The sequence below is a fragment of the Halomarina oriensis genome, from assembly GCF_009791395.1.
GTDB lineage: Archaea > Halobacteriota > Halobacteria > Halobacteriales > Haloarculaceae > Halomarina > Halomarina oriensis.
The window spans coordinates 137,025-151,568 of sequence record NZ_WSZK01000012.1; the positions used below are offsets into that span (position 1 = coordinate 137,025).

At 68.5% G+C, this 14,544-nt stretch carries 15 protein-coding genes; 5 read left to right on the forward strand and 10 right to left on the reverse strand.

Features of this window, described 5'->3' with window-relative positions:
- Window positions 1-45: 45 nt before the first annotated feature.
- Entirely contained in the window at window positions 46-318 is a 273-nt protein-coding gene (locus GQS65_RS05840) for a hypothetical protein (protein WP_158203724.1), read from the forward strand.
- Window positions 319-351: 33 nt separating this feature from the next.
- On the opposite strand, the gene GQS65_RS05845 is transcribed toward GQS65_RS05840, so the two are convergent.
- On the reverse strand, window positions 352-2,004 hold the full coding sequence (locus tag GQS65_RS05845) for an acyl-CoA synthetase (protein WP_158203725.1): 1,653 nt from the start codon (window positions 2,002-2,004) through the stop codon (window positions 352-354).
- A gap of 111 nt (window positions 2,005-2,115) precedes the next feature.
- On the reverse strand, window positions 2,116-2,754 hold the full coding sequence (locus GQS65_RS05850) for a helix-turn-helix domain-containing protein (RefSeq protein ID WP_158203726.1): 639 nt from the start codon (window positions 2,752-2,754) through the stop codon (window positions 2,116-2,118).
- 246 nt (window positions 2,755-3,000) lie between these two features.
- On the opposite strand from GQS65_RS05850, the gene GQS65_RS05855 reads away from it, so the two are divergent.
- Complete coding sequence (locus GQS65_RS05855; RefSeq protein ID WP_158203727.1) at window positions 3,001-3,648, forward strand: helix-turn-helix domain-containing protein; 648 nt, start codon at window positions 3,001-3,003, stop codon at window positions 3,646-3,648.
- A gap of 315 nt (window positions 3,649-3,963) precedes the next feature.
- Window positions 3,964-5,892 (forward strand): helicase HerA domain-containing protein, encoded by a 1,929-nt coding sequence (locus GQS65_RS05860; protein WP_158203728.1) that lies wholly within the window; start codon window positions 3,964-3,966, stop codon window positions 5,890-5,892.
- 71 nt (window positions 5,893-5,963) lie between these two features.
- Here the strand turns inward: GQS65_RS05860 and GQS65_RS05865 are convergent, their stop codons facing one another.
- The 7 genes from GQS65_RS05865 to hisC all read right to left on the reverse strand — a co-directional run bounded on the left by GQS65_RS05865 (window position 5,964) and on the right by hisC (window position 11,324).
- Entirely contained in the window at window positions 5,964-6,143 is a 180-nt protein-coding gene (locus GQS65_RS05865; protein WP_158203729.1) for a hypothetical protein, read from the reverse strand.
- 209 nt (window positions 6,144-6,352) lie between these two features.
- Window positions 6,353-7,660, reverse strand: a complete 1,308-nt coding sequence (locus GQS65_RS05870) for an acetamidase/formamidase family protein (RefSeq protein WP_158203730.1) — start codon at window positions 7,658-7,660, stop codon at window positions 6,353-6,355.
- An 88-nt stretch (window positions 7,661-7,748) separates the two neighbouring features.
- The gene (gene tpiA, locus GQS65_RS05875) at window positions 7,749-8,393 is read right to left on the reverse strand and encodes a triose-phosphate isomerase (RefSeq protein ID WP_158203731.1); all 645 of its coding nucleotides are present in this window, start codon (window positions 8,391-8,393) and stop codon (window positions 7,749-7,751) included.
- Window positions 8,394-8,470: 77 nt separating this feature from the next.
- Window positions 8,471-9,001 (reverse strand): multiprotein bridging factor aMBF1, encoded by a 531-nt coding sequence (locus GQS65_RS05880; RefSeq protein ID WP_158203732.1) that lies wholly within the window; start codon window positions 8,999-9,001, stop codon window positions 8,471-8,473.
- Window positions 9,002-9,059: 58 nt separating this feature from the next.
- Window positions 9,060-9,683 carry a CDP-alcohol phosphatidyltransferase family protein gene (locus GQS65_RS05885; RefSeq protein WP_158203733.1) on the reverse strand — a complete coding sequence of 208 codons (624 nt, stop codon included), beginning with the start codon at window positions 9,681-9,683 and terminating at the stop codon, window positions 9,060-9,062.
- A gap of 1 nt (window position 9,684) precedes the next feature.
- Entirely contained in the window at window positions 9,685-10,215 is a 531-nt protein-coding gene (locus tag GQS65_RS05890; protein WP_368279878.1) for an AAA family ATPase, read from the reverse strand.
- A complete protein-coding gene (gene hisC / locus GQS65_RS05895; protein ID WP_158203734.1) occupies window positions 10,212-11,324 on the reverse strand; it encodes a histidinol-phosphate transaminase in 1,113 nt (370 codons plus the stop codon). Before hisC ends, GQS65_RS05890 begins: the two co-directional genes overlap by 4 nt.
- 173 nt (window positions 11,325-11,497) lie before the next feature.
- Here hisC and GQS65_RS05900 point away from each other — a divergent pair, with 173 nt between their 5' ends.
- Window positions 11,498-11,956 carry a CopD family protein gene (locus GQS65_RS05900; RefSeq protein WP_158203735.1) on the forward strand — a complete coding sequence of 153 codons (459 nt, stop codon included), beginning with the start codon at window positions 11,498-11,500 and terminating at the stop codon, window positions 11,954-11,956.
- Window positions 11,957-12,303: 347 nt separating this feature from the next.
- Window positions 12,304-12,849, forward strand: a complete 546-nt coding sequence (locus GQS65_RS05905; RefSeq protein WP_368279879.1) for a formate/nitrite transporter family protein — start codon at window positions 12,304-12,306, stop codon at window positions 12,847-12,849.
- 332 nt (window positions 12,850-13,181) lie between these two features.
- On the opposite strand, the gene GQS65_RS05910 is transcribed toward GQS65_RS05905, so the two are convergent.
- Window positions 13,182-14,544: MATE family efflux transporter (locus tag GQS65_RS05910; RefSeq protein ID WP_158203736.1), on the reverse strand; the 1,363-nt coding region annotated here is incomplete at its 5' end.

The following is a 14,544-nucleotide window of genomic DNA, read 5'->3' on the forward strand; positions in this document are numbered from 1 at the left end:
GAAGCCGACCGGCCGGATTAAGCCGGCCGCCACCCAACCGCGCGTATGAACCATCTCCGGCCCGCCGACGAGGGGTTCCGTCTCGCCCGCCACGCGCACCTCGTCGTCTACACGGCCCGCGACGACGGCGACCTGCTGACGGTCTACGACTGCGGGGCCGCCCAGAAACCGCCGAGCGCACAGTTCATCGGCCACATCGTCAACGTCGAAGCGCCCGCCCGAACCCAGCAGACGCCGACGGGCTACATCGTGAAACTGGACGAGGGGGGCCGTCTCGTCGAACAGGCCGACGGGGACTGGGTCGTCCGCCCGGCCTGAACCGCGGAGAGCGCTCGTCCGGCCTGTGGTCGGCTACTCCGTCCGGTCGCGCAGTTCCGTCCGGCGAATCTTCCCGGTCACCGTCTTCGGCAGGTCGTCGACGAACTCGACCTCGCGGGGGTACTCGTGGGCGGCGAGTTCGTTGCGGACGTGCTGTTGGATGTCCTCGACGAGGTCGTTCGACGGGTCGTAGCCCTTCGAGAGCACGACGAACGCCTTGACGATGTTCCCGCGTTCGCGGTCGGACTTCGGGACGACAGCGGCCTCGGCTACCGCCGGATGTTCGCCCAGCGACGACTCGACCTCGAACGGGCCGATGCGGTAGCCCGCCGAGATGATGACGTCGTCGGCCCGGCCCTCGAACCAGAAGTAGCCGTCCTCGTCGAGGTGGCCGAGGTCACCGGAGAGGTACCACTCCCCGTCCGGGCCGTCGACGAAGCAGTCGGCGGTCTTCTGTGGCTGTTCCCAGTACTCCGCGAAGAAACACGGGAACTCGCCACGCTCGGCGATGACACCCGACTCGCCGGGACCGAGTACCTCCCCCGAGTCGGGGTCCACGATGGCCGCCTCCACGCCGGGCAGTGGCTTGCCCATCGACCCCGGCCGCAACTCCATCTCCGGGTAGTTGTTGATGACCATGTTGCCCGTCTCGGTCTGGCCGTAGGTGTCGAGGATGGTGACCCCCAGCGCCTCGCGGCCCCACTCGACGACGCCCGCCGAGAGCGGTTCGCCGATGGACAGCGCGTGACGGATGTCGTGGTCCACGCCCTCCAGCACCGCCTCGTTCTCACGGAGCATCCGGTAGGCCGTCGGCACCGAGAACAGGACGCTGATAGGGTACGAATCGAGCAGGTCCGCCCACGCCTCGGGGTCGAACTCGCCGTCGGTCGTGAACAGCGACGTGCCCCAGAACCACGCGCCGAGCGTGTTGATGGGGCCGGTCAGCCACCCGAGGTCGCCCGTCGACCAGTAGAGGTCGCCGGGACCGAGGTCGACGGCGAGTTTCTGGGTCGCCGCCACGCCCGCCACCCAGCGGTGCTTGTGGAGGACGCCCTTCGCCTTCCCCGTCGTCCCGGAGGTGTAGTACAGCAGGGCGTCGTCCTCGCCGGTCGTCTCGACGGTGTCGAACTCGGGACTCGCCTCGGCGGTCACCTCGTGGAAGTCCGGGTGGTCGTGGTCGCGGCCGTCGGTGTCGACGACCAGCACCGTCTCGACGCTCGGCACCTCGGTGAGCGCCTCCTCGACGGTGTCGAGGTTGTCGCTCGTCGTGAACACGAGTTTCGCGTCACAGTCCGCGAGGCGGTAGGCGATACCGTCCGGGCCGAACCGCTCGTTGACGCTCCCCCAGACCGCACCGGCCTTGAGCGTCCCGACCATCGCCGCGTAGTGGTCCGGGAGCCGTGGCATGTACGAGAACACCCGGTCGCCCCGGTCGACGTGGTCGTCGACGACGGTGGCGACGCGGTTCGAGCGGTCGCGTAACTGGCCGAACGTCATCGTCTCGCTGCTCCCGTCCGCACCCGCCCACTCCAGCGCCGTCCGGTCCGGGTCGGCGGCGGCGTGGCGGTCACACACCTCGTGGCCGACGTTGAGTCGTTCGGGGGCCTCCCAGTCGGCCTCCGCGTAGATGTCGTCCCAACTGAACGCGTCGCGGTCCGCTACGGGGTCGAACTGCTCCCAGTCCATGGCTAACGAGTGGCACATGAGAACTTAGCTGTTCACCAGCTGGTTCGGTCCTGTGGCAGTCACGATGAACGAAACGTCGAGGACAGCGTCCCGAACGGCGCGTCCTGCGGGTCAGGCCTTCACCATCGTCTCGTAGACCAGTGAGGCGAGTCCTCGCCGGAGACGCTGTGAGTAGGCGTTGTCGCTGATGTCGAAGCGTTCGGCGAGTTCGGCGAGCGTCGCCCGACGCGGGACCTCGAAGTACCCGTGTTCGTAGGCCGCGACGATGGCCTCCTGCTGTTCGGAACTCATCCCGTTGGTGTCGTTCGGGTAGTGGGGGTCGTACATTCGCCGGAGGATGACCGGAATCCCGTCCCGTTTACAGTCCTCCTGGAACGCCGACAGACGGTCCTGACTCGGGAACTGGAGTCTGAAATCCCACCCCTCACCGATGCTCTCGCCGTCGAGCATTCTGACGTCGTGTTCGAGCAGCAGGCCGACCAGTCCGTCGACCTCCGAGGACCATTGGACCTCGAACAGCCTCCGTCGCCCGTCCTCGGTGAGGTATCTGACCTCCTCGGTGCGCGGCGACGATTCGAGGGTCTCGATTATCTCCTCTCGCTCACCGTTGGCCGCCCAGAACAACGGAGCGATACCGTCTCGGAGCGGGATCATGCGTTCCAGTTCGACGTGTACCTCGGGCAGTCGCTCGACGAGCGCTCCGAGTTCGAACGCGTCCGCAGGAACCGTGATATCGACGATTTGAATCATTGTTGTACCTCTGCTGGTCCTCGGAAGGACACTGCCGAGCCCCGTCGGACGACGTGGACACCGCCATACCCGTACTGTAGTCGTGCAGGGAGATATCTGTGCCCGTCTCGACAGTCGGTTCCCTCGCCGCCGACGCGACCCCACGACCACCGCAAGTTCGACCCGCTGAAGACCGACGACCCTCGATATCGAAGGAAGCACCTATGTGAGCAGGGGGAGACTCGTGAACCACGAAGGGATTCCTCGATGACGATCGTAGTCGACCTCACCCTGCCTGGGGGAGCGTTTCCGCTCGGAACCCTGCTCGACGACGACCCCGACGCGCACGTCGAGTTAGAGCGTGTCGTCCCGGTCGGGGACCGACTGTTGCCGTTCTTCTGGGTCTCGGACGGGTCAGTCGAGCACATCGAGTCGATGCTCGCGGAGCAGGCGGAGGTCGGCGAGTACGAACTGCTCACCACCGCCGGCGACCAGCATCTCTACGAGGTCCGGTGGAACAGCGACCTGGACGGCATCGTCCCCGCGATCGAGGACAACGAAGGGGCCATCCTCAACGGTCGGGGGGTACGCGGGCGCTGGGAACTGCGTCTCCGATTCCCCGACCACGACCGTCTGAAAGCGTTCAGCGAACGGTGCCGCGAGAGCGGCGTCCGGTTCGAGGTCAACGGCGTCTACAACCCCCACGTCCCGTCGGCGAAAGACCGCCTCACACCCAAGCAGTGGGAGACGATGTCGGTGGCCCACGAACTCGGCTACTTCGAGGTCCCGCGTCGGGCGACGCTCGCCGAACTCGCCGACCACTTCGGCGTCTCCGAGCAGGCCGTCTCACAGCGCATCCGTCGTGCGCTGAACACGCTACTCAGCGTCCACCAGTTCGAACCGGACACACGCTGAGTCGGGGTCGGACGTCGCACGAGCGGAGACGTCCCCGGAGAAAATCGGGAACAGCGTGGGTGTCAGAGGCACGACGGTCCCCGTGGCTACGGCCGACGAGTCGTGTCGTCCCCACCCGGACACCGACTCGTACACTCCGCCGTTCGCCACTGGGAGTTCGGGAGTGAGCCGACAAAGTACAGTCGCTTCACGACTCCATGTGGCTTTATACCACCCCCCGACGCCGGTGTCACGGCGTTCGGGAGACGGGCGTCGTCGCCCGTGTCCGCCGCGCGTCTGACGGACCGTTATGACAGTCCGCGCGTAGGCGCGTACATGGGAGAGACCGAGACCATCACGGTCGCGGAGGTGAGTGACGGCGTCGGTAGCGTCGGCACCCTCGGAACGGACGTCTCGTTGCCGTCCGTCGAGGTGCTGACCGGTCGCGGCTTCGTCACCGGCAAGTCCGGGTCCGGGAAGTCCAACACCGCGAGCGTCGTCATCGAGAAACTGCTCGACCGGGGCTTTCCGGTCCTCATCGTCGACATCGACGGGGAGTACTACGGCCTCAAAGAGAAGTACGAGATCCTCCACGTCGGCGACGACGAGGAGTGCGACATCCGGGTGAGCGCCGAACACGCCGAGAAGATCGCGGACCTCGCGCTGGTCCAGAACGTCCCAATCATCCTCGACGTCTCGTCGTTCCTCGACGAACGCGAGGCTGCCGACCTGCTGACGGAGGTGGCGAAACAGCTGTTCGCCAAGGAGAAGAAGCTGAAGAAGCCGTTCCTGCTGGTCGTCGAGGAGGTCCACGAGTGGATTCCCGAGGGCGGCGGGATGGGCGAGTGCGGGCGGATGCTCATCAAGGTGGGCAAGCGCGGGCGGAAACACGGTCTCGGCATCATGGGCATCAGCCAGCGCCCCGCCGACGTCAAGAAGGACTTCATCACGCAGTGTGACTGGCTCTGCTGGCACCGCCTGACGTGGCGCAACGACACGAAGGTCGTCAAACGCGTGCTGGGCAGTGAGTACTCCGAGGCCGTCGAGTCGCTCGCCGACGGCGAGGCGTTCCTCGTCACCGACTGGGAGGAGGAGGTTCGTCGGGTCCAGTTCCAGCGCAAGACGACGTTCGACGCGGGGGCGACACCCGGCCTCGACGACTTCGAGCGCCCGGACCTCAAGAGCGTCAGCGAGGACCTCGTCGGCGAACTCACCTCCATCACCGACGAACAGAACGCCCGCGAGGACCGCATCGAGGAACTCGAAGCCGAACTCCGTCGGAAGGAGTCACGTATCGAGGTGCTCGAACGCGACCTGGAGGACGCCCGTGACCTCTCGCGGATGGCCGACCAGTTCGCGGCCGCGCTGTTCGACCACCCCGGCCAGTCCCGGATGGCGCTCCAGCGACGTCGTGAGGACGCCGAACAGGCGACGCTCGGCGAGGCGGCCGAGGGACCGGTCGCCCCGACTGCGAGCGACGGCCCCCCCACCGACGAGCGTCCGGAGACGGCGACATCCGACGCTCCCGACGAGTCTGACGAGAACCCACCCGCACCGGCGACCCCGTGGCCGATGCCCGAGGCCCACGACCCGGCGATGTCCGGTGGCGACGCGGAACCGTCGGTGGAGGCCCAACGGGCGGCCGACGACGACCCAATCCCGGGTCCGGAGAGCGGCCAGCGAGCCACGTCGACCGAGTCCGTGCCCGACAGCGGTGTCGGGTCCGCGCCGGCCGACCTCCCCCGAACGACGGAGCCAGCAGCGACCGACGACTGGGCAGACGCCGGCATCACGCTCGCGTCGGACGACACCGGCGACGGTGCGGAGCGCGAGGGGACCGGTCGTACACCGTGGCCGGACGCGGCCGACGGTCGGGGCGATAGCCCCTCGGCACCGGACACCGCCGTCGCCGCTGACGACGAGTCGACGGTAGCTGCCGTGACGGCGGACCGCCCCGTCGTCGAACGGGTACGCACGGTCCTCACCGACCTCGACCCGACGGCGCGGGCGATGCTCGGCGTCTATCGAGCGGAGGGGCCGTGTTCGCCGCTGGACGCTCACGTCGCGGCGGGAGGCGACGGCGAGCGGACGACGGCCTACAGTCTGAACAGCGAACTCAGGGAAGCGGGACTGATTCGCCACGCCGGCCGAGGCCAGTACGCCTACGCGCTCCCGACGTTCGTCGCCGCGGCACACGGCGACCGACTCGACGACGACTCGGCGGGTCGGGTCGTCGAGCGAATCGAGACCGGGCTACTGGACTGAGGAGGCCTCCGCGTCGTCGGAAGAGTAGGTACGTCGACTCGACGGCGTGGCGTCCGACCGGTGAGCAGTGCTCACTCGTCGGTGGTCGAGAGCGTCGTCACGTCGCCACCGTTACACTCCGTACAACGAGCGATTCGAGGGGTGACGGTCGTTCGCCACGTCGCACCACACGCGTCGCACTCGTACTCGTATCTGGTCCGCTCCTCACCTCCACCACCGAGCGCGTCCTCGACATCGTCAAGTAGTCCCATGGTAGTCTCTGGTCGAGCGTCGTCCTTCTCCGAAATAAATCTTTCTCTGGTTCGGACTAGTTTGTCGGGTCGGGGCGAGTCGCACCGTCCGTCGCTCGTCGTGTGCCACGCCGAACTCCGACCCGAGAGCGACGACGACGGCCCTCGACGGCCGAGTCGGGTGGGTCGGAAGCGGCCGGGCGACCCACCGGGGGCGCGCTCGAAGCGTGTCAGATCCCGTACTGGTCTCGGACGAGGGGTGCGAGGCCACGCTCTTCGAGGAGGTCCATCGGTGCGAGGAGGGTCAGTTGGACGACCCCCGGAAGCCGCGCGATTTCGACGCCGCCGGTGAACGTACAGCGCCCCCGGACCTCGCCCTCGGTCATGTCGAGCAGTGCGCTCGCCCGGTCGAACGCGTTCTGGGTCGCGTCGTTGATGGTCGCACCGCTGCCGACGACCTGGATGGGACCCATCTCCTCGTGGAGGTCCACGCCGTGGGCGTCGGCGAGCGCCCGCCCCGTCTCCAGTTCCGCCTCGGAGTACGGTCTGGCGATAGGCGGCAGGTCCTCGGCGTTCGGTAGCAGGAGCGGTCCGTCGAGGTCCAGTCCCTTCAGCACCTCGACGCGCAGGGTCGTCTTCCCGCTCACGTCGGTGGTGTGCAGCGAGAGTTCACCGTCGCCCTGGTTGGCGTGCAGGTCACCGACGTAGAGACCACCACCGTCCACCTTGACGGGACAGACGAGGACCGCCCCCTCGCGCACGTCGTTCGAGTCCATGTGCCCGTCCGTGCGGTCGGCGAGGTCCGCCTCGCTCTCGACGCCCCAGTCGTGGTCCGCGCCGACGAGGAACTGGCCGAAGTCGCCGGCGTTGTGCGAGTCGGGGAGTTCGACGGGCGGCGTCGTCCCGACGTTCCCGATGAACGGCCGGAGGTGCCCGAGCGTCCCCGGCATCTCGCTGGGCTTGTAGAGCAGGATGGGATGTTGCCGGGAGTTCTCGGGAATCGCCATGTTCTCGCGGGCGTCCTGGGCCAACTCGTCGGCGGCCGCGTCGTCGAGCGTCAGTCCGACCGTCCGGTCCTCGTCGAAGACGACGGTGTAGCCGTACTCGAAGCCGAACGAGGAGGCGTTCGCGCCACACTCCGCACACCGGATGGCGTCCTCACCGGTGCCCTCCACGACGCTCTCGGGCCACGACGCGCCACACTCCGGACAGCGGTGGTCGACGAACGGGTCGTCGCCGAACGCGCCGTCGCGTTCGGCCATGCTCCCGGTGGAGGTGGCGACGCTCGTCACCTCGACGGAGTCGATGTGGACCGCGATGGCGTCGCCCACCTCCGCCCCCTCGACGGCGATGGGTCGCGTCACCTCGTGGCCCCCACGGAACGAGGGGGTGATCATCGGCCCCCAGCACGCCGGGGGCGTGTGGGTGTGGACGGTCCCGCCGTCGGCGACGGTGCCCGCCCACTCCTGGTCCGGGCCGACGAGGCCGAGCGTGTACTGGTCGACGGTGAGTTCGTCGTGAATCTCGCGTTGTGCCATGACAGCTACGATCACGGGCGGCCCGGCGATAACTCTGTGCCGACCGGTCGGGAGTCGAGAGAGCGATACCGGACCCCGCGACGCCGGTTCAGACCGACGAGACGAGGTCTCGGAGCACCGACTCGGGGTCGTCGGCCTTCGCCACGCCGCTGGCGAGGAGGACGCCCTCCGCACCGAGGTCGGCGGCGGCCTCGACGTCGTCGCCCGTCGAGATGCCCGCGCCACAGAGCACGGGGACGGGCGGGTTCACCTCGTCGGCGGCGGCGACGGCCTCGCGGACGATGTCGGGGTCCGCGCGACTGACCGGCGTCCCCGACCCGATGAGTTCCGGCGGTTCGACGGCGACCATGTCGGGACCGAGCGTCGCGGCGGCCGCTATCTGCCGGGGGTTGTTCGCGCAGACGATGGTCTCCAGACCGGTGTCCTCGGCGGCCCGGAGGCCACCGTCGACGTCCGCGAGTTTCAGGCGGTGCTCGGAGTGGTTGAGCAGTGTGCCGGTCGCACCGGCGTCGGCGACGGTTGCGGCGAGCGTGCTCCCGGTGTGACTGCCGTGGTCGTGCGGGGAGACGTGCTGTGCCCACGTCTCGACGCCCGTCTCCGCGACGGGGCGGAGGTCGGCGGCCTGTGGTGCGACGGCGATCCGTGCGTCGGTGTCGGCGGCGACGTCCGCGGCCGCCTGCGCGACGCTCACGGCGTCACACGGGTACGTCTTCAGGTTGACGAGAACGAACATACCACATCGCCTCTCGCCGACAGCAAATAGCTACTCGTTCGGGGCGTCCCGGACCGACCACCGCCCGCACTCCGGCGTCAGTCCTTGCGCTTGACGACGTCCCCGAGCGTGTACGACCCCGACGAGGACCCCCCCTCCCACTCGTCGTCCTCGCTGCTCCCGCCTTCGGTCAGCGAGATGTCGAGCTTTCGCTCCAGTTTCTTCCGTACGTCGTCGCTCGGGAGGACGTCCCCCCGTTCGAGTTTGCGGATGAGACTCGCCTTCTCGTTGAGTTGGCCGGCGAGGTCCTCCTGGGTGAGGCCCGACCCCTCACGTGCGTTGCGAATCCGGTCGTCGTAGTCCTGTGCGACCTCGTCCATCTGGTCGAACATGTCACGACGGCGGCGCGTCGACGACGGGCCACCGGACCCGGACGTCGAGGAACTGGACGAGGACGACGGGGACGAAGAGGAGCCGGTCGAGTACTTCGTGCTGGACGAGGACGACGACTGGGTCTTCACTTCGGTCCCGAACTGTGCACAGGAGTCACAGACCTGTATCTCGGCACCTTCGACCTTCACCGTCTTCGGCGACGAAGTCTCCGCTCCGCACATCTCACACTGCGGCATACCTCGTCGTTCGCCTCGCCGACTGATAAAACGTGCGACGAGTCCCTCGACCCGTCGCCTACAACCGGTCCCGTGCGCCGAACGCCTGCATCGCGGAGTAGAAGCGCTGAAGCGCCGTGACGTGACCGACGACGGCGAAGAACACGAGCGCCCACCCGACGACGGTCAGCCCCGCGACGGCGTCGGTGTACTGCCACGCGACGACGCCCACGACGCCGACGATGACGAGGCGGTCCGCGCGCCCGACCAACCCGCCGTAGACGCGGTCGAGTCCGACCGCCTGGGCCTGCGTCCCGAGGTAGGAGGTCATCACGACGCCCGTGACCGCCGCGAGGCCGAGCGCCCACTGCCCGACGCCCGCGGCGAGACCGACGAGGATGAAGATGTCCGCGTACCGGTCGAGCACGTGGTCGAGCAGGTCGCCCGCGGGCGAGGCGACGTTCAGCCGACGCGCCAGCGCGCCGTCGAGGATGTCCAGCCAGCCGTTCAGGAACACCAGGAACGACCCGGCGAGGTAGAGTATCGGGAACGCCCGCCCGAACGCGAACGCCACCCCGGCGGCCGCCGCGAGCGCGATGGCAGCGACGCTGACGGCGTTCGGCGTCAGCCCCAGTCGCTCGGAGGCGTCGACGAACGGCGCGAGCAACCGGTTGGCGACCGGTCGGAACTGGTCGAGCGTCATCTCAGAGCCACCCCGTGAAGTCGACGGTCCCCGCACTCGGGGCACGCTCGCCGGCGACGGCCGCTCGGACCTCCTCGGCCACCTCGTCGGGCGACCGGTCCGTGGTGTCTATCTCGTAGACCGCGTCCGCTCCGTGGCGCTGGACGGCCTCGCCGAGAATCACGTCGAGTGCCTCTGCCTCGGCGTTCTCTCGGGCCGTCTCGGTCGGTTCGCCGCGCTCGCGGAGCCGCGATTCGAGCGTCTCGGGGTGACAGCGCAACACGACCACCCGGTCGGCGTCGAAGTGGTGGGCGAGATGTGATTCGACGACCACTGCGTCGTCGCCGGGGGCGTGTTCGTCCAGCCACTCACCGAGCGCCTCGAAGTCGGCGTACAGACTCGCTCGGTCGGGGTCCTCGCCGTCGTGGAGGCCCTCCTCGCGGATGACGTCGTTGAGGTGGACGACGTGAGCGTGCCCGCCAGCACGAGTGTCGAGGCGCTCTACTGCCGTCGTCTTCCCCGTTCCCGGTGTTCCCGTGACGGCGACCCTCACGCTTCGGGCACCTCTGTGAGCACCCCGTTGAGCACGTCGACGGCCCGTCTCGTCTCCTCGCGCGTGCCCGTCGTCACGCGGATACACTCGGGCAGGCCGAAACTCGAACAGTCCCGGACGATGACGCCCCGCCGCTGTGTCGCCCCGGCGACGGCGCTGCCGGGAGTCTCCTCCCCGTCGGTCGGCGCGTCGCTCACGTCCACGAGGACGAAGTTGCCGCCGCTCTCCCACGTCGGCGCGTCGAGGTGTTCGTGGAGGTACTCGCGTGCCCACCGCGACGTCTCGACGACCTCCTCGACGAACTCGTCGTCGGCCAGTGCGGCGACCCCGGCGCGACAGGCCAGTTCGTTGACCGAGAACGGCGTGTTGACCCGTGCGTAGGTGTCGGCCCACGCTGCCGGCGTCAGGAGGTAGCCCAGTCGAAGCCCCGCCAGTCCGTAGGCCTTCGAGAACGTGCGGAGGACGGCCACGTCCGCACGCTCGTCGAGCAGGCGGCGTTTGCTCTCGCGGTCGGAGAACTCGCCGTAGGCCTCGTCGACCACGACGAGCGTGTCGTCGTCCGTCTCCGCGGCGAGGCGTTCGACCTCGGCCATCGGCATCTCGCTGCCGACGGGGCTGTGTGGGCTGATGACGAAGACGATACGCTCGCCGTCGTAGGATGCGAGCACCCCGTCGGCGGTCTGTGCGAAGTCGTCGGCCTTCGAGAGGTCGTACGTCGAGACGTCGCCGTGGTGGTAGCGCGCGCTCATCGCGTAGTAGGCGAAGCCGGGTCGCGGGACGAGAATCCCGTCACCGGGGTCGAGCATCGCACGGTGGAGGTAGTCGAGTGCGCCGTCGCCGCCCGGTGCGAGCCAGACCTGTTCGGGGGCGAGACGCCACCGTTCGGCGATCGCCTCGACGAGGTCGACGTGCGAGGATTTGGGGTAGCGATTGACGCCACCGGCGTGCGCTTCGATGGTTTCGACGGCCGCCGGCGAGGGGCCGTGTGGGTTCTCGTTCGACGACAGCACGACGAACTCTTCGGGGTCGCGGCCGAGTTCGCGGGCCACCTCCTCGATGCCCCGCCCGGCCTGGTAGACCGCGTACGACGAACGGTCCCGTGGTTCCATATCGGGAACGTGCGGACGGCGCGGCTTAAACGTGCTCACACGCCGCTGGGCGACGCGAACCCCGCTGTGCGACGGTCGGTCTCCGACGGGTCGCCACCGAGTGACCCCGCCGCGTCGACACGACCCACTCACGTTCCGAACTGTTCTTTGTGGCTCCACCGTATCTCACGGCCATGTCACTCGTCGACGCCGCGGCGTACTCGATTCACCTCCTGTTCGCTGGCCTCTGGACCGGCACCGTCCTGTTCGTCGCGTGGGGAATCCTCCCGCTCGGACTGAACGGCGACATCCGGCCCGACCCGCTCGGGTTCGCCGTCTCACGGCTCACGACCGTCTCGCGGGTCAGTGCCCTCGTCCTCCTGCTCTCGGGAGGCCACATGGCCGGCACCACCTACACCGTCGAGTCGCTGTTCGGTTCACAGCGTGGCCACCTCGTCCTCGCCATGGTCGCCCTCTGGTTCGTCCTCGCGGCGCTCGTCGAGACGGGGGCCGCCCGGATGCGTCGCGGACTCGACGCCGAGAAGGTCCGGACGCCCGCCCACGACGGCAAGCCGTTTCTCTACGCCGCGAGCGTCGTCGCCCTGCTGTTGCTGCTCGACGCGGGCCTGCTCGCCAGCGGCGTCACGTTCTGAGCGGCGACCGAGTGTCGAAGCCGACCGGTCACTCGATGCTGGGGTCGTCGGTCACCGCTACGCTCGCAACAACGCTTTGCCGTGACCCGCCGACGCTCGTGACGTGAGCGTCGCACCGACGCCGTCCGAAATCTTCGACCGGGCCGTCGACGAGGGCGACCGACGGCTGGACCAATCGACGTTAGAGCTCGTCGCAAACAGTTTCATCGCCGGGGTCACCGTCGTCTTCGGGATGGTGGCGCTGGGTCTCGTCGAGGCGCTCGTCCCCCCGTCACTCGGCGGCCTGGCGGTCGTCGGGGGGGGCGCTGGCGTTCGGCGTCGCCGTCGTCTTCCTCATCGTCGGCCGCGTGGAACTGTTCAACGAGAACTTCTTCGACCCGCTCGCGGCAGCGGTGGACGCCGACGGGACGTGGCGAAGCCGCGAGGTCGCGCGGTTGTGGGTGCTCACCTTCGTGTTCAACCTCGTCGGTGGGGGGCTGTTCGCGCTCGTGTTCGCCGTCGACGGCACGCTCCCGACGGGTGCGGCCGAGGTGCTGAGCCACACCGCCGAGGAGATCGCCGGCCGGCCGACGACCGCCGAGTTCACGAAGGGAATCGTCGGCGGTGCGCTCGTCGCGTTGCTCTCCTTCCTCCTCGAAGCGGTCGACAGCGTCGGCAGCCGGATGGCGCTGGCGTACGTCGTCGGGGTCCTGCTGACGCTGGGGCCGTTCGACCACGTCGTCGTCACGATTCTCCACGTCTACATCGGCATCCTGTTCGGGGCGGCCGTCGACGTGAGTACGCTCGCCTCGACGACGGCGGCCGTGACGGCGGGAAACCTCGTCGGCGGTGTCGGCCTCGTGACGTTCTCGCACGTCGCCGAGGTGGTCGGTGCCCGCGACGCCGTGGACTGAGTCGGCCTGTGAAGTCGATTCGACGCCCACGCCCGTGGCAGCGTCTGTATGACTCGGAGGCTACCACGGTAGCGCTGCAGGACGAACGCCTCGCCGCCTACGCCGTCGACCGTCACCTGCTCGCGGGGCTACCTCCTGGTGTTCGTTCGCCTCGTAGCACGCTCTCGCGGCGTCCCGCCGGTCGTTGGTGTCGAAGGCGAACTTCTCTCGGGGCCCGTTCGCCATCGCCGGAACCGGGGCTCCGGTTAGCTCACGGGACCGCAGGTCTCGTGAATACCGCTCACCGAGGACGGGAAACGGCGACCGATACCACGAAAGAGGACCGGGTGTAGTCAGTCGGCGGGCGTCGCCCGCTCCTCCTCGACGACGTTCTCGGTCCACGTCCCGCGGAGGAACCACGCCGCGGCGACGACGACGGTGGCGACGTTCGAGAACGCGATACCCCACCAGATGCCCTGCGGACCCATCCCCTGCATCTGGCTCAGGTAGTACGCCGCCGGGATGCGGAACACCCACAGCGAAGCGATGCCGAAGCCCATCGCCAGCGTGGTCGACCCGCTCCCCCTGAACCCGCCCTGTAGTATCTGGAACGCGCCGAGAAAGGCGAACGTGGGACCGACGATGGCCAGGTAGTCGACGCCGATGGCGGTGACGGCGTCGGCTCCCTCGCCGGCGATGAACACGCCGACGATGGCGTCTGCGAACGTCACCGTGACGACGCTGACGCCGACGAGGACGACGGCGATGATGCCGACGCCCGCCCGAACCGCGCGTTTCGCCCGGTCGACCTGGTCGCTCCCGAGGTTCTGTCCGACCACCGTCTCGGTCCCGCGGGCGAACCCGAGCGACGGGAGGAAGACGAGCGACGTGATGCGGTTGGCGATGGTGAACCCGCCGACGACGGCGTCCTGACTCATCGCGGCGTTCGTCCCGACGAGCGCGACGAGCGCGGTCAGGACGGTGACGCCGAGCGCTCGCGTCGACTGCTCGACGCTGGCGGGTGCGCCGATGCGGACGATGCGTTCGACCGTCTCGCGCCGGAGTAGCAGGTCGTCCAGCGTCAGGTGGATACCGACCTTCCCGGAGAACAGCCACGCGAAGCCGAGACCCGCACCGAGCGCCCGCGAGACGACCGTCGCAACGGCCGCGCCCTGGACTCCCATGCCCGAGAACCCGGTCAGGTCGAACAGCGTGGTCTCCAGACCGCGGAGGCCCAGCGCACCGAACAGCGTGTTGTCCTGAAAGCCGAGGATGAGGATGGGGTCGAGGACGACGTTGATGGCGACACCGAACGCCATCAGCATCAGCGGCGTCTTCGTGTCCCCCCACCCTCTGAGAAGCGCCTGGAAGATGAAGAACCCGAACATGAAGACGACGCCGAGGAAGATGGTGCGCGTGTAGTCGACGGCGAGCGCGTGGACCTCGCTGCCGGGCGTCGCGCCGATGAGACCGAGCAGGTCGGGGACGAACACGTACCCGACCGCCGAGAAGACGACGGCGAGGACGCTGACGAACGCGATGGTCTGGCCGGCGACGTGGTCGATACGGTCGTCGTTGCCCGCGCCCTTGTGCTGGGCGACGAGCACCGTCCCCGCGACGGTGAACCCGCCGGCGAAGCTGATGGTGAGGAAGACGAGCGGCCACGCGAGGCCGAGTGCCGTCACCGCGTCCTCGCCGAGGCGGCCGACCCAGAAC

Excerpts from the sequence above, each read along its gene's own strand:
- hisC (WP_158203734.1), bottom strand. The coding sequence starts at position 11,324 with ATGGAACCACGGGACCGTTCGTCGTACGCGGTCTACCAGGCCGGGCGG.
- GQS65_RS05870 (WP_158203730.1), bottom strand. The coding sequence starts at position 7,660 with ATGGCACAACGCGAGATTCACGACGAACTCACCGTCGACCAGTACACG.
- GQS65_RS05880 (WP_158203732.1), bottom strand. The coding sequence starts at position 9,001 with ATGCCGCAGTGTGAGATGTGCGGAGCGGAGACTTCGTCGCCGAAGACG.
- GQS65_RS05865 (WP_158203729.1), bottom strand. The coding sequence starts at position 6,143 with ATGGGACTACTTGACGATGTCGAGGACGCGCTCGGTGGTGGAGGTGAG.
- GQS65_RS05840 (WP_158203724.1), top strand. The coding sequence starts at position 46 with ATGAACCATCTCCGGCCCGCCGACGAGGGGTTCCGTCTCGCCCGCCAC.
- GQS65_RS05900 (WP_158203735.1), top strand. The coding sequence starts at position 11,498 with ATGTCACTCGTCGACGCCGCGGCGTACTCGATTCACCTCCTGTTCGCT.
- tpiA (WP_158203731.1), bottom strand. The coding sequence starts at position 8,393 with ATGTTCGTTCTCGTCAACCTGAAGACGTACCCGTGTGACGCCGTGAGC.
- GQS65_RS05855 (WP_158203727.1), top strand. The coding sequence starts at position 3,001 with ATGACGATCGTAGTCGACCTCACCCTGCCTGGGGGAGCGTTTCCGCTC.
- GQS65_RS05860 (WP_158203728.1), top strand. The coding sequence starts at position 3,964 with ATGGGAGAGACCGAGACCATCACGGTCGCGGAGGTGAGTGACGGCGTC.
- GQS65_RS05850 (WP_158203726.1), bottom strand. The coding sequence starts at position 2,754 with ATGATTCAAATCGTCGATATCACGGTTCCTGCGGACGCGTTCGAACTC.
- GQS65_RS05885 (WP_158203733.1), bottom strand. The coding sequence starts at position 9,683 with ATGACGCTCGACCAGTTCCGACCGGTCGCCAACCGGTTGCTCGCGCCG.
- GQS65_RS05845 (WP_158203725.1), bottom strand. The coding sequence starts at position 2,004 with ATGGACTGGGAGCAGTTCGACCCCGTAGCGGACCGCGACGCGTTCAGT.